The organism is Streptomyces gossypii (assembly GCF_025165795.1).
Classification (GTDB): domain Bacteria; phylum Actinomycetota; class Actinomycetes; order Streptomycetales; family Streptomycetaceae; genus Streptomyces; species Streptomyces gossypii.
On record NZ_JAJAGO010000008.1, the window covers coordinates 20,434 to 41,425 of the forward strand.

Genomic DNA, 20,992 nt, shown 5'->3' on the forward strand with positions numbered 1-20,992 from the left:
TTCCCGCATGCGTAACGGCTCCTTCGGCAGCTGTCTGCGGACAATGTCGTGAAGGGACTTTGACCTGTCAAGAGTCCAAGCACGGTTCAATTCCAGCTGAACAGCGAAAACTTATGCCGGTGATCAAACAATCTGCGGCTTGTGGGCAGCGAAAGGTGTTCCCTAAAGTACTGACATGCCTGTAGCGCCTCATCGCCCGCTCAGCCCGGCTTCCCCCGCATATTCCTCGGGGGAGGTTCTGGCGCTGGTCAGCGCGGGTGCGGTGGCGACTCGTGCGGACATCGCACGGCTGACGGGGCTCGCCCGGTCCACCGTCTCGCAGCGGGTCGACGCGCTGATCGCGCACGGCTTCCTCGACGAGGACAACGCGGACGGCGGCTCCACCGGCGGCCGTCCACCCCGCAGACTGCATCTGCGGACTCGCGAACACGCGGTGGCGGGGGTCGACTTGGGCGCCTCGCACTGCCGGGTCCTGCTGCTGGACATCGGCGGCGAGATACTGGCGGTCCGCGAGGACCCGCTCTCCATCGCGGACGGCCCCGAGGCCGTGCTCGGTCATGTGCGGCGGACGCTGGACGGCCTGCTGGAGGAGACGGGCCGCACACCCGCGACGCTCCAGTCCATCGGGGTGGGGGTGCCGGGGCCGGTGGAGTTCACCACCGGGCGCTCCGTCGATCCCCCCATCATGCCCGGCTGGCACCAGTACCCGATTCCGGAGTTCTTCGCCGACAAGTTCGGCGTACGGGCCCTGGTCGACAACGACGTGAACGTGATGGCCCTCGCCGAGCAGCGCCGCGCCTTCCCCGAGACGCGCTACCTGCTCTACATCAAGGTCGGCACGGGCATCGGCTGCGGCGTCGTCTCGGACGGCCGGCTGCACCGCGGGGCGCAGGGCTGCGCAGGGGACATCGGCCACATCCGGGCGGGCGACCACCAGGAGCCGTGCCGGTGCGGCAACACCGGCTGCCTGGAAGCGGTCGCGGGCGGCGCGGCGATCGCCCGGCGCCTCGCGGAGCTGGGCCTGGACGCGTCCACGGGGCGGGACGTCGTACGCCTGGTGGAATCCGGGAACCGCGACGCGCTGCGGATGGTGCGGGAGGCGGGCCGGGCGGTCGGCGAAGTCCTCGCCGGGCTGGTGAACTTCTTCAACCCTGACACGGTGGTGCTCGGGGGCGCGCTCGCCGCCGTGCACGACCAACTGCTGGCGGGCGTGAGGGAGGCGGTGTACCGGCGTTCACATCCGCTCGCCACGCACGTGCTGCGGCTGGAGCCGAGCCGCACCGGCCGCAACGCGGCGGCGGTGGGCGCGGGCATCCTCGCGATCGACCACGCGCTCTCCCCCGAGCAGGTCGACCGCGCCCTCGCGGGCGCGGCGTCCTGACAGACCCCAGGCCCTAGGCGCGGGCGACCGCGATGCGGCCCCCGAGCCGCTCCCCGGCTTCGTAGATCATGTACTCCACCCCCCGGTCCGTGCCGAAGGCGGGCGCGGCGGCCCGGCCGTTGTCGGGCGGCCCGGTCATCGGCGCGTGGAAGACCCCGAGGTGGTCGCGCTTGGTGAAGTCGTCGCCCAGCTCGGTGAGGAGGATGTTTCCGCCGCTGCCCCGGTCGGTGTGGTAGACGACGTACGTGCTGCCGCCCCGGTGCAGCAGGTGCGCGCCGCTGAGGTTCTCCACGCCCACGTCCGAGTAGCGGACCAGCGGCTCCTCGGAGAAGGTCCACTCGCGGCCGTCCGCAGACCAGCCCCAGCCGATGTCACGGTGGTTGTTGTGCCGGTTGACCATGAAGGTCATGACATAGCGGGCACCGCCGTGCGAGGGCAGGTCGTGCCGGAAGACCCGCGCGTACGAGGTCTCCGTCGCGTCCGGCTGGTCGGCCGTGGTGAGGACCGTCCGGTCGTAGGTGAAGTGGATGCCGTCCCGGGAGCGGGCCAGCCGGGTCGTGGTGTTCTCGCCGTGGAAGTAGAGCCACAGCTCCCGCTCCTCCTCGTTCCACATCACATGCGGCGAGGAGACGTGGCTGACGGAGTAGTGCGGCGCCCAGACATTGGTGACCAGCGGGTTCTTCGGGTGTTCCGTGAACGGCCCTTCCAGGGAGTCCCCGTAGGCAAGGCAGATGCCGCCGGGGGCGTCGTGCGGGGCGTAGTAGAGGTAGTAGCGGCCCAGCGGGTTCTTCAGCCGGTCGTAGACGCCCCGGACGCAGGGGAAGATGATCTCGCCGGTGGGGTTGTAGTCCAGCTCGGCCGGGGTCAGCAGCGTGCCTGTGTAGGTGTAGTCGGGGAAGCCTCCCGGCGCGGCGGCGGCGGATCCGGTGCCCGCCACCGCGCTGAGGGACCCCCCGGCGGCCAGCACCGTGCCGGTGGCGACGGCGCCGCGCAGCAGAGTCCGGCGGTTCAACGGCGCTTTGCCGTACGGCTGGTGCGGGCCTGACGGCTGGTGGAGCTGAGGCATGGCGGTCTCCGTTCGATGGGTTTCGTCGGTCAGCGGTCAGCGGTCAGAGGTCAGAGGTAGAGGGCGGCGGTCACGCACAGTCCGCCCGCCGCGACACACCACACGTACGGCAGGGTCCGCACCATCACCTGCTGCGGCGACACCCCGGAGTACTGGGCGCTCCACACGGTCTGGGTGCTTGTCGGGTCGGAGACGCCGAAGACCTGGTTGTACGAGGCGGTCAGGCCCAGCACCGCGATGGCGGGGTAGATACCGGCCGCGACCAGCACCCCGGCGATCCCGGCACCCAGCCCGTAGACGTTGAGCGGCCCCCGGTAGAGGCACAGGGGCACCAGCACCGTGAAGAGCAGCACGAACAGCACCTGGTTCTGCGGGCTGACCGACTCCACCAGCGGCTCCAGCGCCTCGATCGCCCCCGGAAGCTGTACGGCGGAGAGCAGGATGCCGATCGCGATGAAGAGCGCGATCGGCGGCGCGGCCACCTCGAAACCCGAGTAGAGCGTGCGCAGCAGGCGGGCGCTCATCTCACGCGGCCGGGTGGTGGTGAACAGCGCGTACAGGACACCGGCGAGCATGGACGGGATGATCGCCAGCTCGAACCCGAGGGCGAGGATCAGCGGCACGGCGGGGGTGAGGAGCGAGTACCAGGGCGCGTCGCCGAGCCGCTTGCCTCGGCTCCTGCCGCTGCTGCCGCCGCCGGGCTTGCGGCCGCCCGAGTCCACCGACTTCAGCGACCAGGTGTGCACGACACCCCTGCGGCGCGACTCGACGAGCACGAAGAGCACCGCGAAGAAGAGCGCGAAGGGGAACAGCTTCAGCATGAAGCCGCGCACGGTCGAGATCGGCAGATCCAGCGCGGTGGAGAAGAACTGCCAGACCGGCAGCTCGAACGGCACACCCGCGGCGATGCCCATCAGGATCGTCCCCGCAGCGGTGATCTTGGGGATGCCCACCGCGATCATCGCCGGGATGCCGATGATCCCGGCGAGCATGGCGGCCGGGGCGGAGCCGGTGACCGTACCGACCAGGAGCGAGACCCCGAGCACGCCCAGAGCGACGACGGTGGGACGGTCGCCGCCGAACTCCACGATCTTGCGCACCAGGGTGCTGGCGATGCCCGTCTCGTCCAGCAGCTTGCCGAGCCAGGAGCCCAGCAGGATCGCGATCATCGTGGAGGCCAGCATCACCGCGCCCTCCTGGAGGACGCTGTCCATGACGCTGTTCTTGCCGGTCAGCGGTGCGCCCGCGACGAAGGCGATGATCACGCCGAGCAGCACGAGGGCGAAGGCGGTGGGGAGTTTGCGGCTGAGCATGGCCGCGACACCCATCGCCATGATCAGCAGGATGACGATTCCCATCAGGGCTCACGCCTCTCTACGGGTTGGGGTGCGGTTCGGGACTGGAGCGCGTGGGCGGGTGCGGTTCGGGACTGGAGCGCGTGGGCGGGTGCGGTTCGGGACTGGAGCGCGTGGGCAAGGGCGGCTGTCAGCAGCAGCGGGCTGCGGCCGAGACCGCAGACGGCGCGGGCGTAGGCGTGGGCGGCGAGTTCATCGGCCCCGGCGACATGCCCGGCGAACCGGAACCGGCCCACCCGCAGCACGGTGTGGTCCAACGCCTGCCGCAGAGCCGCCTTCTCGGTCCGCCGGTGCAGGCGGCAGTGCGCGGTCTCGTGCGCGAGCGCGGCGGCGCGTACGGAACCGGCGGGGTACCAGTGGCGCCAGTCCAGCTCGTCGATCAGCTCCTCCGCGTAGGCGAGGGTGTCGGTGAAGAGTTCGACGGCCGGCGGACGGGATGTGTAGCGCGCGAGGAGCAGCCGCTCGGGGTCGAGGCCCCCGGTGGTCTCGATGAGGCGCGGCGGGCGCTCCGGCGGGGCTGCGCCGTCATCCGCGGCAAGGCGGCTGCCGAACTCCTCGGCGGCGGCGGCCCATCGGGACAGCAGCTCCGGGTCGCGTCCCTCGTGGGTGGGCGTCCCGGCCAGCAACCCGATCCCGAACTCGTGGTCCGACTGCGCGGCCAGCCGCTCGCAGTCCGCGACAGCGCTCCGCACGGCTCGTTTTCTCCTCATGTCCGCACCTCCACCACGGCCACCACCGGCTCGTTGGCGCCCCGTGACCGCAACTCGCTGCGCGCCAGCGCGAGCAGCGGCTGCGCCTCCAGCACCCCCGACAGGTCGGCGATGCGTGAGCCGAGCAGCAGCCGCAGAGCTGGGGCGCGGACACCGCCGTCGCCGTAGGAGGTGGTCTCCTTCACCAGCCGGGCCAGGGCCTCCGGTGCCCCCGCGACCGTCGTCGTCTCGATCCGGGCGTCCGCCGCGTGCAGCCGTACGACACCGTCCGCGTCCACCACCCGCACCGGGTGCCGGGTGGCGCGGAAACGCCGCCGCGACTCGGTGCCGTACACGGTGTGCGCGGGCGTCTCGGCCAGCACCCGCACGGCGTCCGGGGTCGTCTTGAGACTCGCCGCGGCCGTGCGCAGCCGCTCCCCGGTGTCCGCGCGGTGAGCCCGGTCCTGGGTGCGCAGTTCGGTCGCGCCGGTGGCGATGGCCCGTACGGTGCTGGTCTGCGGGTCGACGGTGACCTCCACCTCGACCCCGGACGCCTCCGCGCCCTGCGCGACCACGGCGCTCTCGGCCTCGTTGCGCACCCCGAGGATCTGCTCCTGGGTGGCGCCCGGGATGATCCGCTCGACCTGTTCCCGTACGAGGGCGAGCGCGACACCGATGGGGCTGATCACCTCGGCGTGCTCGGCGATCCGGCCCTCCAGCCCGGTGTCGGCTGCCAGTTGAGGGGTGACCGCCGCTGCTCCGCCACCGCCGCCGACCAGCACCACGGAGTCCCGGTCGAGCCGGTAGTCGCGGATCATCGTGTCCACGACGGCCTTCACCTGGGAGGTGCCCGCACCCAGCATCTGGGCCGCCGCCGAGGCGGCATCGGTGCCCAGCTCCGCGGCCAGCGGTTCCAGCGCCGCACGTGCCACGGCGGGGTCGCAGCGCGCGAAGTCGCTCTCGGTGACGCGCCCCAGGGCGTTGGCGGCGCAGGTCATGGTGAGCGCGTAACGTCCGCCCGCCGCCTCCAGCACGGCGTAGTCCGGCGGGTCCCCTTCCATAGGGCTGATCTGCACAAGCCGGGCGTCCCGCAGGTCTTCGAGTGCGGCGAAGCAGGCGTAGGGCAGTCCGGCGATATGCGCGCTGCGCGGACCGGCGGCGGTCACCTTGCCCTTGCCGATCCGGACCATCGAGCCGCCGCCGACGCCCACCGTCCGCACGTCCAGCGCGGAGAGGTACGAGCCCTTGCCCAGCACGGTCGCGTGCCGGACGGCGACCTTGCCGCGCCGGATCACGCTGATGTCCGTCGACGTGCCGCCGGTCTCCAGGAAGACGCCCTCGCTGATGCGTTCCTGCATCAACGCGCCCGCGACCCCCGCGGCGGGGCCGGAGAGCACCGTGAGCAGCGGGCGGCGTCGCATCTCGTCCAGGGACATCACACCGCCGTCGCAGCGCATCACCATCAGCGGCGCGGTGACTCCGGCCTTGACGATGGAGGAGTCCACCAGGTCGGCGGTGGCGAGCATCTTGGGAAGGATCGCCGCGTTGACGGCGGCGGTGCGGGTGCGTTTGGCCAAACCGTAGAGCGAGGTGATCTGGTGCGCGGCGGTCATCGGCATGCCGTACGGGCGGGCCGCCTCCACCACCGCCTGCTCTCCCTCCGCGAGGTCGACGCTGAACGGCTCGCTGGCCACCAGGACTTCGGCACCACGGCCGCGCAACTCCTCGACCGCCGCGTGGGTGCTCGCCTGGTCTTCGGGGTCCTCGACATGGGCGTAGTGCAGCGGGAACCGCTTGCCCGGGGTGAGCGGCAGCTTGCCGAGCCCGGCGAGCCTGCGGGTGAGGACGGCGCCGGGGCCGGTGCCGATCCCGATCAGGCCGACGGTGGCCACATCGCCTTCGAGCAGGGCGTTGGTAGCCTGGGTGGTGCCGTGAGCGAGGAAGGCGACTTCCTCCGGACGGCATCCGACCTGCTCCAGCAGCCGGTCGAGCGCCTCCACGATGCCGTGTGCGACGCCGTCTTCGTGGTGGTGGCTGGTGGGGACCTTGATCTGGCCGAGGAGTTCCAGGGTTCCGGCGTCGACGGCCACGGCGTCGGTGAAGGTTCCGCCCACGTCGATGCCGACGCGGACGCGTGGAGTGTTCATGATCGTGCACCTCTTTGTGTCGTGTCATGTGCGGTGTCTCGGGGGCGGTTGCCGGGCGGGGCAGGTGGAGCTGCTCCGCCCGGCGTTTTCTCGGGCTGCTTCGGGCTCGGGCGCTTCGGGTCGCCTGGCAACCCCGTACTTCTAGCAACCCCGTACTTCTAGTAACCCCGCACTTCGGGCCAGTGGCGCTGCACTCCCTCGCGGTCCAGCAGCCGGGCGAACTCCTCGAAGTGCTTGTCCTCGGCCTGCACTTGGTGCGGCTCGACGCCCTCGGCGAGGCAGTGCGCGGCCAGGGCCCCGGCGACCTCGCCGATGTTCCACTCGACCGGGTGGAGCCGGAAGCAGCCGTTGGTGATGTGTGTGGTGCCGATGTTCTTTCCGGCGGGCAGCAGATTGCGCACCCGGCGCGGGAGGAGCGCGCCCAGCGGGATCTCGAACGGCACCGAGCCGACGTCGATGTAGTCGTCCCCGCCCGTGGAGGGGTGCAGATCGATGCGGTAGCTGCCGACGCCGACCGCGTCCCGGTGCCGGGTGCCGCCGTACGGGCCGACCAGGTCGATCGCCACGTCGTGCTCGGTGACGGTGGTGACGGCCCTGATCCGGCGAGATTCCCGTACGTACGGAGCCTTTGCCAGGCCGTCGGAGGTACCCATGATGTCGGGGCGCAGTGCCAGACCCGGGAAGCCGGTGCCGCCGTCGGGGCGCGGTGCCTCGGTCTGCAGCCAGTAGAGGACGGAGCGGGACAGCTCGCGCGCCCCGCTCAGCGCCGCTCGCGTGCTCTCCTCGCCCGCGCCCGCGTACGGCTTGAGCCAGTAGTCGTTCAGCGGCCAGTTGACGAGGGTGATGTCGGACTCGAAGGCGCCGGGCCGGTGCAGCTTGCGGGCGAGGATGCGGCGGAAGCCCCACAGTTCCTTGTCGCCCGCGTCCGCGCTCTGGTCGGCGGAGACGTCCAGCGGGTCCAAGTCCGGGTTGGGCGCGAACGTACGCGGTACGGGCTCCAGGCTGCGGGGATCGGGGGCGAGGAAACCGAGCAGCGGACCGGGCCAGAAGCCGGGACGGTACGCGCGCCAGAAGTCGTAGTCGTCCGGCCGTTCGACCGTGTGGTCCTCGCCCTGGTGGTGGGAGAGGGCGAAGCAGACCGTGATGCCCTGCTGGTTGTGCGGATCGGCCTGGTCGGGGGCGTGCGGCTCGTCGTGCTCGGCGCGGGCCTCGGCGCCGTTGACATGCTCCACACCGGCGAGTTCGAGCAGCTCGCCGGTCTCGGTGGCGTCGAGGACATAGCGGGCCGTGATGGTGCGCCGGTCGCCGGTGCGCAGATCCTCCAGGGTGACGGCGCGAACGACATCGTTGTCCGAGGAGGCTTCGACGGGCCGGTGTTCCGTGAGCAGGGTGAGCCGCCCCGCCGCGCGATGCGGCGCGATCATCGCCTCCAGCACGGCGAGCGCGACCTTCGGTTCGTGGCACAGCTTGCTCACGCGGCCCGCGCCCGGGTTCAGTTCACGCTGGGCCAGCGCCTCGGAGCGCATCGGATACCACTGCCGGTAGTACCCCCGGATGCCCTCCCGCAGCGCGCGGTACGTCGCCGTCGTGCCGAACTGCTCCACCCACGGGTGCTCGTCCGGAGGCACGGCCTGGGAGGTGAGCTGGCCACCGATCCAGTCGGTCTCCTCGGTCAGCACCGCCCGGCGGCCGGCCCGGCACACGGCCAGCGCGGCGGCCACTCCGCCCAGCCCTCCGCCCACGATCAGGACGTCGGTCTCGTGTGATGCGGCTGTCGGTATGGGCATGTGGAGGACTCCTTCTGCGGTACGCGTGCGGTGTTGTCGTGCTGTGGTGCTGTGCTGTCGTGCTGTGCTGTCGTGTTCTGCGGTTGGTGCGGCGCGGCGGGGCGGGGTGCGGTGAGGGCGGGCCGGAGGGTCGCGGCCGGGTCAGCCGCCCGCCGGGGGCGGCGGCCCGGCGGTGGTCCCGGCACGGAACGCGCAGGACACCAGCGGCTCCGGGGGCTTCAGGTCCTCGCCCGACATCACGGACACCAGCAGCCGTACGGCCGTGGCGCCCAGCTCCGTGCGCGGCACGTCGAACCCGGTCGGTTCCGGCCCGGCGGCGAGGTCGGCGGGCGGCGAGCCGAGCAGTGCCAGCGAGAGGTGCTCCGGCGCCGTCAGACCGGCAGCACCGACCGCGCCGAGCAGCGCCCGCCAGGCACCGCCCGTGTCGGTCTCCTCCGCGACGAACGCGGTGATCCCCTCGGCACGCCACGCCCGTATCCGCTCCGCCGTGATCTGCGCCGCAGGCTCGGCCGTGCGCACCACGGCGGCAGGCCCGCCGGGCAGCCCCGCCGCCTCCAGTCCCTCCAGGAAGCCGCGCTCGCGGTCGGTGGACGCGGGGGCGTCGTCGTCCTCGCGGACGAGCACGATCCGGCGGTGCCCCGCCTCGGCGAGACGGCGTACGACGTCGGCGCTGGCCGACACGTAGTCGGCGCCGACCCACGCCAGCCCCTCCAGCTCGTCCCGGCGGCCGAGGTGCACGGCGGGGTATCCGTCGTCGACCAGGCGGCGCAACTCGCGGGACGGTATGTGCCGCCCCAGGAACAGGCAGCCGTCAGCGAGCCGCACCCGGTCCAGCGCCTCAGGGGTGGTGGCCTCCGGTCCGGAGGCGCTGGAGCCGGTGAACAGCACCAGGTCGTACCCCTGGGCCGCGGCCTCCTGCTCGACGCCGACGAGCAGCGGGTAGTACGAGTGCTGGACGTCGGTGGGGAAGGTGGCGGTGAAGCTGAAGACGCCCATCAGGCTGTTGCGCGCGGTGGCGAGGCTGCGGGCCGCCGGGTCGGGGACGTAGCCCAGCGACCGCGCCGCCTCCAGCACCCGCTCCCGGGTGGCCTCCTGGAGCACGATGCCCTGCTTGTTGCCGCCGAGCACCAGCGACACCGTCGTCTGGGAGACCCCCGCCGCCCGCGCCACGTCCGCCTGCCTCGGCCGCCCTCGACGGACGGCCTGCGGACCCTGGTTGCTGTTCACTCCACACCTCTCAACTAATGCGCATTAGTTTCAGGGCAACCGGATCAGCGCTGAAGTAATGCGGATTAGCGCACACCATGAACGCAGGAGTGCCCACACGTCAAGAGGTGGAACCAAGCGGATTCGGCACGGCGGCCGCGCCTGTCCGCCTTCGTCATGCGCGGGGCGTGGCACTCTCGGCGGCGTCGGCCGGGTGGTGGTCACGGCGAGCGCGGAAGCGGTACACGGGGCGAAGCGCCCGGCGGCAGCCCTGCCCGCCCCGGAGCCGCCGTCGACGGGCGGGCGGGGCGGGCAGTGGTTCGCGCGGGGTCAGAGGCTGATCCCGCGCGGGGTCAGAGGCTGATGTCGAACACCCAGGCGCCGGTGGTGTAGACGGCCAGCGTCACCAGGACGATGGCGATCACATTGAGCAGGACACCGCCCCGGATCATCTGCCCGACCGTCACCTGGCCGGAGCTGAACACCACCGCGTTGGGCGGGGTGGCGACCGGAAGCATGAACGCGCAGGTGGCGGCGAGCGCCACGGGCAGTGCGAACAGCATCACGTCCTGGTCCAGCCCGACGGCGACCGCCGCCATGATCGGGACGAAAGTGGCGGTGGTGGCGGTGTTGCTGGTCAGCTCGGTGAGCAGCAGGATCACCGCGGTGATGACGAGGACCATCAGCAGGACGGGCAGTTCGTCAAGGCCGCCGACCTGGTCTCCGATCCACGGGCCGAGACCGCTGGCGTCCGCGCTGAACTGCCCGGACAGGCTGAGCCCGCCGCCGAAGAGCAGCAGGATGCCCCAGGGCAGATCCCGGGTGTCCTCCCAGACGAGCACCCTCTTTCGGGCGCCCCGTTCAGCGGGCAGGGTGAACAGCAGCAGTACCGCCAGCATCGCGACGCCCGCGTCGGAGGTGTGCTCCTCGACCCAGGCCACATGCGGTTTGAGGACCCCGACCAGGACCCAGCTCACCGCGGCCCCGGTGAAGACGGCCAGCACCGTCCACTGGGGCTGGTCCATCCGGCCGAGCGCGCGCTTCCGTTCCTGGATCATCTCGCGGGCGCCGGCGATTTCGGTGATCGCCGGCTTGAAGACCAGGCGGGTGAGCACGAGCCAGGTGATCACCAGGAACACGGCGGCTATCGGCACACCGAAGAGCATCCACTGGAAGAAGCTGATGTCGATGTCGTACTCCGCCTTGAGGTGGCTCTGCAGGAAGGCGTTCGGCGGGGTGCCGATGACCGTGCCGAGCGAGCCGATGGAGGCGGCGTAGGCGATGCCGAGCATCAGGGCGGTGGAGAAGTTGGGATCCTGCTGTCCGTCGCGCAGCTGGGCGACCAGACCAAGGACGGCCATCCCGATGGGGAGCATCATCACGGCGGTGGCGGTGTTGGAGATCCACATGCTCAGCAGGCCGGTGGCCAGCATGAAGCCGCCGATCATGCGTGCCGGGCTGGTGCCCACCAGGAGTACGGTGCTCAGGGCGAAGCGGGTGTGCAGATTCCACCGTGTCATGGCCAGGGCGATGATGAAGCCGCCCATGAACAGGAAGATGGTGGCGCTCGCGTACGGAGCGGCGACGTCGCCTATGGGGGCGACGCCGAGCAGCGGCATCAGCACCAGTGGCACCAGCGCGGTGGCCGCGAGCGGTATCGCCTCTGTCATCCACCACACGGCCATCAGGACGGCCACCGAGGCGACACTCTTGCCGTCCGCGGAGAGCGAGTCGGGCAGTGTGAACCGCGTGATGAGGGCCAGCACCACTCCGGCCCCCAGCCCGATCCACTGGCGTGGCACCACCTCGGGGGCGGAGTCGTTCCGCGCCTGCCCCTTGGCCTCGGTCAGTGACATGTTCGCTCCCTCGCTGATGGGTTGGCCGGTGCGTTTCGTAGCAAGCCGAGGTCGGCGGTGCGTGGGGGATCCGGACGATGACGTGCTGCTCGCCTCGTCGGGAGGTGGGTAGTTTGCCTCAAGATCGAGCGCGCGGGTAGCCCGTGCGCAGCATCCGCTTCCTCGCTCATCCCCCGGGCCGCCGCGGGGTCTCCTCCGGTGTCGGAGGCGGCCCCGTTTGGCCCGCGTGGCCCGCGTGAGCGCGGGTCAGTCCGGGACGTAGGAGAGCCGGTGCCGGCAAGGCCCGCGGGTCAGCTCGCCTCGGCGCGCTCGATCCGCCACGGCACGGGCGGGGCTGGTGTCAGCCGGGGACGCCCACGAGATATCTTGATATCGAGACGATTTCAGACGTGGAGCGGAGTACCGGTGACTGACTCGACAATCATCTATACGGACACTGACGAGGCCCCGGCCCTGGCGACGTATTCGTTCCTGCCCGTGGTCAAGGCGTACGCCTCGACGGCCGGGGTGACCGTGGAGAGCCGCGACATCTCCCTGGCAGGGCGGATCATCGCGAGCTTCCCCGAGCATCTGGAGGAAGGCCAGCGGGTGGACGACGCCCTCGCCGAGCTGGGTGAGCTGGCGGGGAAGCCCGAGGCGAACATCATCAAGCTGCCGAACGTCTCGGCCTCGATTCCGCAGCTCAAAGCGGCGATCGCCGAGCTCCAGGAGCAGGGCTACGCGCTGCCGGACTACCCGGACGACCCGAAGACCGACGAGGAGCGCGACATCCTCGCGCGCTACGACAAGGTCAAGGGCAGCGCCGTCAACCCGGTGCTGCGCGAGGGCAACTCCGACCGCCGCGCGCCCGCCTCGGTGAAGAACTACGTCCGGGAGAACCCGCACCGCATGGGTGCCTGGAGCCCGGATTCCAAGACGAACGTCGCGCACATGGACGTCGACGACTTCCGCTCCACCGAGAAGTCCGCCGTCATCCCGGCGGACGACGCGCTGCGCATCGAGCTGGTGGGGGACGACGGCAGCACCACCGTCCTGCGCGAGTCGGTACCGGTGCTCGCGGGTGAGGTCGTGGACGCGGCCGTGCTGCGGGTGGCGGCGCTGCGCGAGTTCCTCACGGCGCAGATCGCCCGCGCCAAGGCCGAGGGCGTGCTGTTCTCGGTGCACCTGAAGGCCACCATGATGAAGGTCTCCGACCCGATCATCTTCGGCCATGTGGTCCGTGCCTTCTTCCCGAAGACGTTCGCCGAGCACGGCCAGGCGCTCGCGGCGGCCGGCCTGAGCCCGAACGACGGGCTGGGCGGCATCTTCAAGGGCCTGGAGTCGCTGCCCGAGGGCGCGGCGATCAAGGCGTCCTTCGAAGCCGAGCTGGCCGAGGGCCCCGATCTGGCGATGGTCGACTCACACCGGGGCATCACCAACCTGCACGTCCCCAGCGACGTCATTGTGGACGCCTCCATGCCCGCGATGATCCGCACCTCGGGCCACATGTGGAACGCGGACGACCAGGAGGCCGACACCCTGGCGGTCATCCCGGACAGCAGCTACGCGGGCATCTACCAGGTCGTCATCGACGACTGCCGCGCGCACGGAGCGTACGACCCGTCCACGATGGGGTCGGTCTCCAACGTCGGCCTGATGGCGCAGAAGGCCGAGGAGTACGGCAGCCACGACAAGACCTTCGAAATTCCGGTCACCGGCACCGTGCGGGTCCTGAACGGCAGCGGCGAGGCCATCCTGGAGCAGGTGGTCAGCGCGGGTGACATCTTCCGCATGTGCCAGACGAAGGACGTGCCGATCCGGGACTGGGTGAAGCTCGCCGTCACCCGCGCCCGCGCCACCGGCAACCCGGCGGTCTTCTGGCTGGACGAGGGCCGCGCCCACGACGCCAACCTCATCGCCAAGGTCGAGCAGTACCTCCCCGAGCACGACACCGAGGGCCTGCGCATCGAGATCATGGCGCCCGCCGACGCCATCGCCTTCTCGCTGGAGCGCATCCGGCGCGGCGAGAACACGATCTCGGTCACCGGCAACGTACTGCGGGACTACCTGACCGACCTCTTCCCGATCCTGGAGCTGGGCACCAGCGCCAAGATGCTCTCGGTCGTCCCGCTCATCAACGGCGGCGGCCTGTTCGAGACCGGTGCGGGCGGCTCCGCACCCAAGCACGTCCAGCAGCTCGTCAAGGAGAACTACCTGCGCTGGGACAGCCTGGGCGAGTTCCTCGCGCTGGCGGTCAGCTTCGAACACCTCGCACAGAAGACGGGCAACCCGCGCGCCCAGATCCTCGCCGACACCCTGGACCGCGCCACCGCCACCTTCCTGAGCGAGAACAAGTCGCCGAGCCGCAAGGTCGGCGGCATCGACAACCGCGGCAGCCACTTCTACCTGGCGCTCTACTGGGCCCAGGAGCTGGCAAAGCAGACGGACGACGCGAAGCTCGCGGAGGCGTTCGCGCCGCTCGCCGCGACGCTGACCGAGCAGGAGCAGGCGATCGTCGGCGAACTGCTCGCCGTCCAGGGCGCACCGGCCGAAATCGGCGGTTACTACCGGCCCGACACGGCGAAGGCGACTGCCGTCATGCGTCCGTCGCAGATCTTCAACGCGGCGATCGCCACCCTCGGCTGAGCCGGCCTGATCCACTGAGAGCAGCCAAGCGCGGGGGCCGTACGCAGCGCCGTACGGCCCCCGCGCCGCTCAGTACCCGGCCGGGCGCACCAGCCCACTCTCGTACGCGAAGACCGCGGCCTGCGTCCGGTCGCGCAGGCCCAGCTTGACCAGGACCCGGCTCACATGGGTCTTCACGGTCTGTTCCGCGACCACCAGACGGACCGCGATCTCCGCGTTCGACAGGCCCTGCGCGATCAGCGACAGCACCTCGGTCTCGCGCTCCGTCAGGTCGCCGACACGGTCCCTCAGCGGGGCGCGGTGGGTGCCCGCCAGCCGGGAGAACTCGGCGATCAGGCGCTTGGTGATGTTCGGGGCGAGCAGGGCGTCGCCGCTGGCCACCACCCGTACGGCATGGGCGAGTTCGGCAGCCGACGCGTCCTTGAGGAGAAAGCCCGAGGCGCCCGCGCGCAGCGCCTCGTACACGTACTCGTCGAGGTCGAAGGTGGTCAGTACGAGCACCTTGACGGTGGCGTCGGCCGGGCCGGTGACGCGCTCGGTCGCCTCGATGCCGCTGAGGCCGGGCATCCGGATGTCCATCAGGACGACGTCCGGGGCGAGTTCGGCGACCTTGGCGACGGCGTCGAGGCCGTCCACGGCCTGGCCGACGACCTCGATACCGGGCTCGGCGTTGAGCAGCACGGTGAAGCCCTGGCGCACCATCACCTGGTCATCGGCTATCAGCACACGGATGCTCGTCACGGGGCGTCCTTCACTCGGTCGGCGGGCGGCTTCGGTATCGAAGAGGCGGCGGGCAGCACCGCGGTCACCTCATAGCCGCCGTCGCCCGTGGCCCCGGAAGCCAGTTCGCCTCCCAGCATGGCAGCGCGCTCGCGCATGCCGAGCAGACCGTGGCCCGCCTCCTGGTGCTCGGCCTGAACCCTGCCCCGGCCCTGCGGATGCCGCACCGCGCCACGGACCGGTGCGGTGTTGGTGACCCTGATGGTCACTCCCGAATACGGATACCCGATCTCCACCCGCACCCCGGCCCCGGGCGCGTGCCGCATCGCGTTGCTGAGCGCCTCCTGCACGATACGGAACGCCGAAAGCTCGACGCCCGGCGGCAGCGGCCGCCGCTCTCCGGTGACCCGCGTGGTCACGGTGAGCCCGGCGGCGCGTACCTTGCCGACCAGTTCGTCCAGCAGGTCGAGGGTGGGCTGCGGGGCGTCCCGTACGCCCTTCGCCAGCGCGTCCTCGGTGCGCAGCACGCCGAGCACCCGGCGCAGTTCGGTGAGCGCCTCGACGGCGTTCTCCCGGATGCCCGCCAGATTCTCCCGCAGCTCCTCCGAGGGCTTCTCGGCCAGATGCGGGGCGACCTGCGCCTGGATGGAGATCACCGACATGTGGTGGGCGACCACGTCGTGCAGTTCGCGGGCGATCCGGTTGCGCTCCTCCAGCACGGTGCGCCGCGCCCGCTCCCCGGCGGTCAGCTCCTCCTGCACGAACAGCCGGCTCCGGGCCACCTGGCTGGAGCGCCACGCGGCGGCCACCGCCACGGTGCCCACCAGGACCGCGACGGGGAACCGCGTGTCGGCGAGGTGGTGGCCGGGGATGAACGCACCGCAGACCAGCCCCGTCCCCGCACTGATCGTCAACGCCTCGACAGCGGCCCGGGGCCGGACCCGCAGCGCCAGCAGGAACAGCAGCGCGGCCTGCAAGGCGAGCCCGGCGCCCGTCCACGGGAGGGCCGCGGCGGTCTCGTCCTTCGCGTACGGCGTGACCACGATCAGTGCGATGACGGAAGTCCACCAGGCCGGCAGCGGGCGGAACAGCGCGACGACCAGCGCCAACGACTGCGTCCCGGCGATCAGTACGCCGAACTCGAAGTCCATGCCGAAGCCGGTGACGTACGAGTTCGTCAGGCCCATGTGCAGCAGCGCCGCGCAGAGCGCCAGCGGCATCACCAGTGCGGGCCGCCAGTCCAGCCAGCGGGGCCGCCCGGTGTGCGGCAGCGGGGCCGCACCGACCGCCCACAAGTCCTCGCGCAGGTGGCACGGCACCGCCCGCAGGGCGCGCCCCGCCCGCCCCGCCACCTCCCGCGTCTTCACAGCACGCACCTTAGTGCCGCTCAACTGAGTGCCGCTCAACATGCCCCACCGGCTCCTCCGGAACGGGACGCCCCTCGCCCGCGACCCGGCTCAAGGTCTTCCTCCGGCGCGGCCGTCCCTGCTCGTACGTGTGGAACGCCGCCCGGCACACCAGCAGCGCCGCCGCGAAAACCGGCAGCCAGGCCAGCCGGGCGAACACCCAGCCGGGGCCGTCCGGCACCGTGTGCAGGCCGGGCAGCGCGTCGCCCACGAGCAGGCCGGTCGTGGTGACCGCCATCATCGCCGTCTGGTGCCAGAGGAAGACCGTCATCGCGGAGAGGTTGACCAGCGCCACCGCGGCCCAGGCGGCGGGCCGCCGCAGCACCCGCCGCAGCGGTCCGAGCAGCAGCAACGCCGCCCCGCACTGCGCGAGCCCGAAGGCGACAGCGGCGAGAGTGGGCGGATCGAGGTTGGAGACCCCGGCGCCCGGCACCCCCACCATGGACGCCGGGTAGCCCGCGAAGAGAACGAGGAGAGCCGTCGCGGCCACTCCCCCGGCCAGCAGTGCCCAGCCGTCCCGGCGCTCCCGCAGACGGCCCCGCGCCCACGCCGCGCCCAGGCAGTACGGGACCAGCCAGCCTGCCCCCACACCGACCGGACCGGGCCAGGCGGGCCCGTCCAGACCGAACCGGAAGACGTCACCGGCCAGCACGGCCCCCAGCGGCCACAGCGGGTGCAGCCTGGCGACCAGCGGCGTCGCCGCCGTCAGCGCCGCGAAGACCAGCAGGAACCAGAGCGGCGACAGCACCAGCTTGCCCAGCGTCCGTACGGTCTCCAGCTCGGCACCGGAGCCGAGCATCCCGACCGCCACCAGCGTCCACAGCACCAGCACGGCCGCGACCGGTCTGCTCAGTCGCGCCATCCGGGCGCCGACCCACTGCCCGTAGCTCGCGCCCCGGGCGCGGGCGGAGGCGTAACCCTTCGCAGCCACGTGCCCGCCCACCAGGAAGAAGACCGCCAGGGTCTGGAACACCCAGGAGACTGGAGCGAGTTGAGGCATGGACCGCAGCGGGCTGGCCGCGTGCACCGTGCCGTCGTCGACGACGAGGGCGGTCACCAGCCAGTGGCCGAGGACCACACCGAGGATGGCGAGGGCACGCAGTGCGTCGACGGCACGGTCACGGTCGGGCGGGGTCGCGGCGTCGATGCGCCGGACGAGATCGCCTCCGCCTACGGTGCGCGTGGCCGTGCGCGTGGCGGTGCGCACGGCGGTTCTGGGCGGGCGGGACGCCATGCGGGTGGTCCTTCCCAACTGGAGTGTGTCGCTGTTCCAGTAAGGAAGCTATGCGTCAGACCTCGTGGTCGGCGTCCCGCCGGGGAGGGTAACCGGGTAGCTCTGAAGTACTACGCGTTCCGCCGGAGTGCGGCGACGTGAGGACGGAACGTGATGGCAGCCTCCTCCCCGGCCCATGTGGGCGAGAACCGTGCGGCCCTGGATCTGCGCCTCTCCGAGGAAGACCTCGTTCACCGCGCAGACGTGCCGTCCGGGTGACCGCCGCACGTCCCGGTGTTCTGACCGGAGATCCGGCCGGTGCCCGCTCCTACTATCGGGGCATGAATCACGACGAGATCCTGCGCAGGCACAGTGAGACGATCGACCTCTTCGGGCCCCGTGTGCACGCCGTCCGCGATGACCAGTGGGACGATGCCACGCCGTGCGCCCAATGGTCGGTACGCGATCTGGTGAACCACCTCACCGTAGAACAACTGTGGGTACCCCGCCTGGTCAGCGACGGGGCCACCACCGCCGAGGTGGGCGACGAGTTCGACGGCGACCAGCTGGGCGACGACCCGGCCGACGTCTGGGACCGGGCGGCCATGGCCGCCGTGGCGGCGTTCAACGAGCCGGGTGCCCTGGACCGCCAGGTCCAGCTGTCGTACGGAGCCAGCCCGGCCGACGCGTACTGCATGGAGATGACGACCGACGCGTTCGTGCACACCTGGGACCTCTCGCGGGCGATCGGGGCCGACGAGCGACTGCCCGGCGATCTGGCGACGGCGGTGCTGCGCAGTGTCGAGCCGCAGGCCGAAGGGCTGGCGGCCTCGGGCCTCTTCGACCCGCCGATCGAGCCCCCGGCCGGCGCCGACGACCTGACGAAACTCCTCTGCCTGGTCGGCCGCCGCCCCTGACCGCCGGGGCGGGGAGCATGGCCAGACGGGGGGCGGCAGGTAAGCGCGACAAGTCCAGTTCGGCACGGACCGTCTTCCCGCCCCCCTCCCGGCCGGACACCGACCACCGGTCGGCAAGGGCCTCCACCAGCACCAGCCCCCTGCCCGACTCGGAGCCTGACGGCGGCAGCGGTACCGCGCCGGGTGCCGTGCGGAAGCCCCCACACCTCCACGCCTCCAGCTGATGCAGAGCCAGATGCCGGGCGAGCCTGGCGCCGGGCGGGGTCGAACTGAACCGCTGGGTGAACACCCGCACGGCGACGGCGATACCGGAGGAGGACGCGCGGTGGGGCGCGGCTGGGGCTGTCATGCAAGCACCGTGCCGACCGCCGAGCACAGTCCACCAACTCGACACGCCGTACCTTGAGTGCGCGCACGAGTGCCCTGCGTGAACTCAGCGGCTGACCAGTGCGTCGAAGAGCGGCCAGCCGTCGATCTCCGTCTCGCCACGGACAGGAGGCACGGCACCGCGCGCCAACGCCTCGTCGAGAAACCGGCGGACCACGCCCGGCTCGTGGAGGTTGAGGAGTCCGCCGCGACCATCACCCACAGAACCCGAGTACCAGAGCCCGTCGGCGACAAGGCGGTCGGGCCCCGCACGGAAGACGATGCGCAGGGTCACCCCAGCCCCCTCGCGGTGCAGGGAGAGCACCTCCCGGCAGCACTCGGCGTGCCGGTGACGCACCGACCAGAGCCAGTGCGCCTCCCCGGCAACGAGCCGCCGAAGCGCACGACCATTCCTCATCCGTCCACCTTAACTGGAGGGTTAACCTCTGCCGCCAGGAGTTCTCACCGTCAGTGACGGCACCGCAGAGGTCTTTGACATCAGCCGCTTCCTGCGGACGGCCTCGTTCCGGTCGACGATCCCAGCTCCCCCAAAGGGCAGTGCGGTGCCGCTACTCGACCACTGCTTCGTGGCCGAGCAGTGGCGTGCGTTCCTCGTCAGCCGAAGGGGATGGGGCGTGACATTGATGGGTGGCGGCGTCGCCTTGCTCCACAAGGTCCTCGTACACGCCGACCTTGAACCGGATCAGGTCCAGGGACTCAGTGAGCCTGCCGATCTGGGTGGTGACGTGTGCTTGGTGCCCGCGCATGAGCGCGAGTCTTTCTTCCTCATTACCGGCTCCCTCTCGCACGAGGTCGGCGTACCGGCTGAGCGCGGGCAGGGGCATGCCTGAGGCACGGAGAATGACGCAGACGGTCAGCCAGTCGACGTCATCCTGGCTGTAGACGCGGCGCCCGCCAGGCCCGCGTCGTACGGGATTGACGAAGAGGCCCTCGCGCTCGTAGAAGCGCAACGCGTGAACGCTCAAGCCGGTGCGTTCGGCGACCTGTCCGATGCTCAGACTTGTGGTGATCTCAGCCATGCCGCTCAGGGTAGAGGGTTGATCTAGAGCCGGGTCTAGAACCTAACGTCCGTCGTGCGACCGGCTCTTCTGCCGCTCTGCGTGCTGAGTCGAACCAGTAAGGGGCATCACCACCATGCGTTATCGCACTCTCGGCAAAACCGGTATCGAGGTCAGCGTCCACTGCCTGGGGACCATGATGTTCCAGGACGGCTGCAACCCCGATCACGACGATTGCGTCCGCATCATCCATGCCGCCCTCGGTCAGGGAATCAACTTCGTCGACACCGCCGACATGTACGGACAGGGCGAGTCCGAGGAGATCGTGGGAAAGGCGCTGCGGGGGCGCCGTGACGACGTCGTGCTCGCCACCAAGGTCCACTTCCCCATGGGTGAGGGCCGCAACCGCGGTGGCAACTCACGGCGTTGGATCCTCAAGGCGGTCGAGGACAGCCTCAGGCGCCTGAACACCGACTGGATCGACCTCTACCAGGTCCACTTCCCCGACCACTCCACCGACATCGAGGAGACGCTCTCGGTACTCACCGACCTCGTGCGCCAGGGCAAGATCCGTGCCTTCGGCTGCTCGAACTACCAGGCCGACGAGATCGTCGAGGCACACCACGTCTCCGATCGGCGCAATCTCGGACGCTTCCGCACCGACCAGCCGCCCTACTCGATTCTGGCCCGCGGGATCGAAGCCTCGCTCCTGCCCGTCTGCGAGCGCTACGGAATGGGGGTACTGGTCTGGAGCCCCCTCGCCTTCGGGTTCCTCACCGGCAAGCACCGCAAGGACCAGCCGATCGATCTGGCAACCGGCCGTGCCGCGCTCCGACCGGCATTCTTCGATCCCGCGATCGCCGAAAACTCCGCCAAGCTCGACGCCGTCGAACAGCTCATCGAACTCGCGGCAAGCATCGGCTGCACCCTCCCCCAGCTCGCCATAGCCTTCACCGTGGCCCATCCCGCCGTCACTTCGGCGATCATCGGGCCGCGAACCATGCAGCAGCTGGAAGACCTGCTCAAGGGCGCCGCACTCACCCTGGAAGATGCAGCCCTCGACCGGATCGATGAGATCGTGCCGCCCGGGACGAATCTGTACAACCCAACGACCTCACTCCCCCCGCGGTCACTGACCGAGACCGCTTTGCGGCGCCTCCCAGTCGGCGAACGCTCCGCAGCCTGACTGACGTGGCCGCGGCGAACGGGTCCCTCGCTCACCTGCAGCAGTGGCCTTTC

Annotated in this window: 16 protein-coding genes; 4 read left to right on the forward strand and 12 right to left on the reverse strand. The window is 70.8% G+C overall.

Features of this window, described 5'->3' with window-relative positions:
- The first annotated feature begins 175 nt into the window (after positions 1-175).
- Complete coding sequence (locus LHJ74_RS17860; RefSeq protein ID WP_260219067.1) at positions 176-1,381, forward strand: ROK family transcriptional regulator; 1,206 nt, start codon at positions 176-178, stop codon at positions 1,379-1,381.
- A gap of 13 nt (positions 1,382-1,394) precedes the next feature.
- On the opposite strand, the gene LHJ74_RS17865 is transcribed toward LHJ74_RS17860, so the two are convergent.
- The 7 genes from LHJ74_RS17865 to LHJ74_RS17895 all read right to left on the reverse strand — a co-directional run bounded on the left by LHJ74_RS17865 (position 1,395) and on the right by LHJ74_RS17895 (position 11,487).
- Positions 1,395-2,447 (reverse strand): glycoside hydrolase family protein, encoded by a 1,053-nt coding sequence (locus LHJ74_RS17865; protein ID WP_260219068.1) that lies wholly within the window; start codon positions 2,445-2,447, stop codon positions 1,395-1,397.
- A gap of 50 nt (positions 2,448-2,497) precedes the next feature.
- Positions 2,498-3,805 (reverse strand): TRAP transporter large permease subunit, encoded by a 1,308-nt coding sequence (locus tag LHJ74_RS17870; protein WP_260219069.1) that lies wholly within the window; start codon positions 3,803-3,805, stop codon positions 2,498-2,500.
- The gene (locus tag LHJ74_RS17875; protein WP_260219070.1) at positions 3,805-4,512 is read right to left on the reverse strand and encodes a hypothetical protein; all 708 of its coding nucleotides are present in this window, start codon (positions 4,510-4,512) and stop codon (positions 3,805-3,807) included. The genes LHJ74_RS17870 and LHJ74_RS17875 overlap by 1 nt, the downstream gene beginning before the upstream one ends.
- A complete protein-coding gene (locus tag LHJ74_RS17880; RefSeq protein WP_260219071.1) occupies positions 4,509-6,638 on the reverse strand; it encodes a hydantoinase/oxoprolinase family protein in 2,130 nt (709 codons plus the stop codon). Before LHJ74_RS17880 ends, LHJ74_RS17875 begins: the two co-directional genes overlap by 4 nt.
- A 158-nt stretch (positions 6,639-6,796) precedes the next feature.
- Positions 6,797-8,425: an FAD-dependent oxidoreductase gene (locus LHJ74_RS17885; RefSeq protein ID WP_260219072.1), complete on the reverse strand. Its 1,629-nt coding sequence runs from the start codon at positions 8,423-8,425 to the stop codon at positions 6,797-6,799.
- Positions 8,426-8,566: 141 nt separating this feature from the next.
- Positions 8,567-9,595, reverse strand: coding sequence for a LacI family DNA-binding transcriptional regulator (locus tag LHJ74_RS17890; RefSeq protein ID WP_375546780.1), 1,029 nt, complete (start codon positions 9,593-9,595; stop codon positions 8,567-8,569).
- A 389-nt stretch (positions 9,596-9,984) separates the two neighbouring features.
- Positions 9,985-11,487, reverse strand: a complete 1,503-nt coding sequence (locus tag LHJ74_RS17895; protein WP_260219074.1) for an SLC13 family permease — start codon at positions 11,485-11,487, stop codon at positions 9,985-9,987.
- A 405-nt stretch (positions 11,488-11,892) separates the two neighbouring features.
- Between LHJ74_RS17895 and LHJ74_RS17900 the strand changes: the two genes are divergently transcribed.
- Positions 11,893-14,112 (forward strand): NADP-dependent isocitrate dehydrogenase, encoded by a 2,220-nt coding sequence (locus LHJ74_RS17900; protein WP_260219075.1) that lies wholly within the window; start codon positions 11,893-11,895, stop codon positions 14,110-14,112.
- Between the two features lie 69 nt (positions 14,113-14,181).
- On the opposite strand, the gene LHJ74_RS17905 is transcribed toward LHJ74_RS17900, so the two are convergent.
- From LHJ74_RS17905 to LHJ74_RS17915, 3 genes are read right to left on the reverse strand one after another with little or no spacing between them, the layout of a single operon-like run.
- Positions 14,182-14,853 (reverse strand): response regulator, encoded by a 672-nt coding sequence (locus LHJ74_RS17905; RefSeq protein ID WP_260219076.1) that lies wholly within the window; start codon positions 14,851-14,853, stop codon positions 14,182-14,184.
- Positions 14,850-16,199: a sensor histidine kinase gene (locus LHJ74_RS17910; protein WP_260219077.1), complete on the reverse strand. Its 1,350-nt coding sequence runs from the start codon at positions 16,197-16,199 to the stop codon at positions 14,850-14,852. Before LHJ74_RS17910 ends, LHJ74_RS17905 begins: the two co-directional genes overlap by 4 nt.
- 10 nt (positions 16,200-16,209) lie before the next feature.
- On the reverse strand, positions 16,210-17,472 hold the full coding sequence (locus LHJ74_RS17915; protein WP_260219078.1) for an acyltransferase family protein: 1,263 nt from the start codon (positions 17,470-17,472) through the stop codon (positions 16,210-16,212).
- A gap of 320 nt (positions 17,473-17,792) precedes the next feature.
- Between LHJ74_RS17915 and LHJ74_RS17920 the strand changes: the two genes are divergently transcribed.
- Complete coding sequence (locus tag LHJ74_RS17920; protein ID WP_260219079.1) at positions 17,793-18,368, forward strand: TIGR03086 family metal-binding protein; 576 nt, start codon at positions 17,793-17,795, stop codon at positions 18,366-18,368.
- A 433-nt stretch (positions 18,369-18,801) separates the two neighbouring features.
- On the opposite strand, the gene LHJ74_RS17930 is transcribed toward LHJ74_RS17920, so the two are convergent.
- On the reverse strand, positions 18,802-19,152 hold the full coding sequence (locus LHJ74_RS17930; protein WP_260219080.1) for a hypothetical protein: 351 nt from the start codon (positions 19,150-19,152) through the stop codon (positions 18,802-18,804).
- Positions 19,153-19,303: 151 nt separating this feature from the next.
- Positions 19,304-19,774 (reverse strand): MerR family transcriptional regulator, encoded by a 471-nt coding sequence (locus LHJ74_RS17935; protein WP_260219081.1) that lies wholly within the window; start codon positions 19,772-19,774, stop codon positions 19,304-19,306.
- A 115-nt stretch (positions 19,775-19,889) separates the two neighbouring features.
- Here LHJ74_RS17935 and LHJ74_RS17940 point away from each other — a divergent pair, with 115 nt between their 5' ends.
- Positions 19,890-20,939: an aldo/keto reductase gene (locus LHJ74_RS17940; RefSeq protein WP_260219082.1), complete on the forward strand. Its 1,050-nt coding sequence runs from the start codon at positions 19,890-19,892 to the stop codon at positions 20,937-20,939.
- Positions 20,940-20,992: the final 53 nt, after the last annotated feature.

Bases quoted from the DNA above. Each gene is read 5' to 3' on its own strand.
- LHJ74_RS17880 (WP_260219071.1), bottom strand. From the start codon at position 6,638: ATGAACACTCCACGCGTCCGCGTCGGCATCGACGTGGGCGGAACCTTC.
- LHJ74_RS17930 (WP_260219080.1), bottom strand. From the start codon at position 19,152: ATGAGGAATGGTCGTGCGCTTCGGCGGCTCGTTGCCGGGGAGGCGCAC.
- LHJ74_RS17915 (WP_260219078.1), bottom strand. From the start codon at position 17,472: ATGGCGTCCCGCCCGCCCAGAACCGCCGTGCGCACCGCCACGCGCACG.
- LHJ74_RS17865 (WP_260219068.1), bottom strand. From the start codon at position 2,447: ATGCCTCAGCTCCACCAGCCGTCAGGCCCGCACCAGCCGTACGGCAAA.
- LHJ74_RS17885 (WP_260219072.1), bottom strand. From the start codon at position 8,425: ATGCCCATACCGACAGCCGCATCACACGAGACCGACGTCCTGATCGTG.
- LHJ74_RS17940 (WP_260219082.1), top strand. From the start codon at position 19,890: ATGCGTTATCGCACTCTCGGCAAAACCGGTATCGAGGTCAGCGTCCAC.
- LHJ74_RS17895 (WP_260219074.1), bottom strand. From the start codon at position 11,487: ATGTCACTGACCGAGGCCAAGGGGCAGGCGCGGAACGACTCCGCCCCC.
- LHJ74_RS17935 (WP_260219081.1), bottom strand. From the start codon at position 19,774: ATGGCTGAGATCACCACAAGTCTGAGCATCGGACAGGTCGCCGAACGC.
- LHJ74_RS17875 (WP_260219070.1), bottom strand. From the start codon at position 4,512: ATGAGGAGAAAACGAGCCGTGCGGAGCGCTGTCGCGGACTGCGAGCGG.
- LHJ74_RS17870 (WP_260219069.1), bottom strand. From the start codon at position 3,805: ATGGGAATCGTCATCCTGCTGATCATGGCGATGGGTGTCGCGGCCATG.
- LHJ74_RS17920 (WP_260219079.1), top strand. From the start codon at position 17,793: ATGAATCACGACGAGATCCTGCGCAGGCACAGTGAGACGATCGACCTC.
- LHJ74_RS17860 (WP_260219067.1), top strand. From the start codon at position 176: ATGCCTGTAGCGCCTCATCGCCCGCTCAGCCCGGCTTCCCCCGCATAT.